The sequence below is a fragment of the Methanoregula sp. genome (assembly GCF_002835825.1).
In the GTDB taxonomy this organism is placed as follows: Archaea; Halobacteriota; Methanomicrobia; order Methanomicrobiales; family Methanospirillaceae; genus Methanoregula.
Window position 1 is genome coordinate 1 of sequence record NZ_PIZH01000684.1, and the last position, 1,125, is coordinate 1,125.

Consider the following 1,125-nt stretch of genomic DNA (forward strand, 5'->3'; position numbering starts at 1 on the left):
CACCCTGTACATGGGGGCACGGTCGAACGCCGTCGAACATATCGGTACCGCAATCTCCCACGGGTTCGATTATGCGGTGGCGGGCGCACCGGTCATCATCGCGGACGGGCTGAACGGGAAGAACATCCGCATGGTGAAAATCGCGAAGAAACACTTTGATGAAGTGTCGATAGCAGGCGATATTGCTGCTGCCGACAGCATGATCGTGCTCTCCCATTTCAAGGGCCACATCGTCTCCGGGTTCGGGGGGGCGATCAAGAACCTGGCCATGGGCTGCGCACCGCCAGACGGGAAGCGGGCCCAGCACAATGCCCGGCCGTTTACGATCCCGGAGAAGTGCACGGGCTGTGCTTCGTGCATGAAGGTCTGCCCGAAAGACGCGATCACGGTGAAGAAGAAAAAGTCGGTGATCGATCACGAACTCTGCATCGGCTGCTTTGAGTGTATGCATGTCTGTCCGGAGCATGCGATCGAGATTGACTGGGAGACTGAGATCCCGCAGTTCATGGAAAGAATGGTGGAGTACGCGTACGGGGCGGTGAAAGGGAAAGAGAAGAAGGTGGGTTACATGAATTTCCTGATCCGGATTACCCCGGATTGCGACTGCTTCCCGTACTCCGATGCACCGATCGTACCGGACATCGGGATCCTCGCATCAAAGGACCCGGTGGCGATCGATGCCGCCAGTTTCGATCTTGTGAACCAGCAGCAGGGGTATGCGGACTCGCTTCTCACTGCGCACCATCACCCGGGCGAAGACAAGTTTACCGGCGTTCATGAGCAGACGGACGGGTACCGGCAGGTCCGGTATGCAGTAGAGATCGGGATGGGGAGCAGCAAGTACGAACTCATCAGGATCTGATCTTAAAAAACCTGGATCAGCCATTTCTCGTTTTCTCCATTTTTTTGAACCTTTTTTTAGAAAAATGTGGTGGAAATTCATTTCCACCACGACTTCAAATAGAAACAGTTATAATGGGGTGGAAAGCAAGCGCTTATTAGCGAAGGAGTTTTAATAAATTTTAGTTTGAGAACATTTATCGTTACGACGGTATTTCGCTCATACATCGCCTTCGTTTCCCGAAGGGAATTCAGCTAATCCATTGGAGTGTTTCAATGAATCTA

General features: G+C 52.7%; 1 protein-coding gene. It reads left to right on the forward strand.

All coding sequences use genetic code 11. The annotated features are described in order from the left end of the window. On the forward strand, positions 1 to 862 hold an 862-nt coding region (locus CW742_RS14430; protein WP_292421571.1), incomplete at its 5' end, for a DUF362 domain-containing protein. Positions 863 to 1,125 lie beyond the last annotated feature (263 nt).